The sequence below is a fragment of the Acidobacteriota bacterium genome (assembly GCA_038040445.1).
In the GTDB taxonomy this organism is placed as follows: Bacteria; Acidobacteriota; Blastocatellia; order UBA7656; family UBA7656; genus Onstottus_A; species Onstottus_A frigus.
In genome coordinates this window covers 24,562-24,796 of sequence record JBBPIG010000031.1, presented here as the reverse complement: position 1 = coordinate 24,796, position 235 = coordinate 24,562, and positions in this window count along the sequence as shown.

Here is a 235-nt window from a genome sequence, read left to right as displayed (position 1 = left end):
ACGGACATCCCGCGAGCCTCAGAGATACCATCGGGCTTCAGCCGATGGAGTTTCAGTTTCAACCTTTGCACGGGGCTTCGACGTGCTCCTTTCACCCGTGGGTTTGGTGGAAGTTGAACCTCCATCGGCTGAAGCCCGATGGTATCCGTCGAACGATGGTCTCTGTCATTAGGTCAAAACTGAACCTCCATCGGCTGAAGCCCGATGGTATCCGTCGAACGATGGTCTCTGTCAT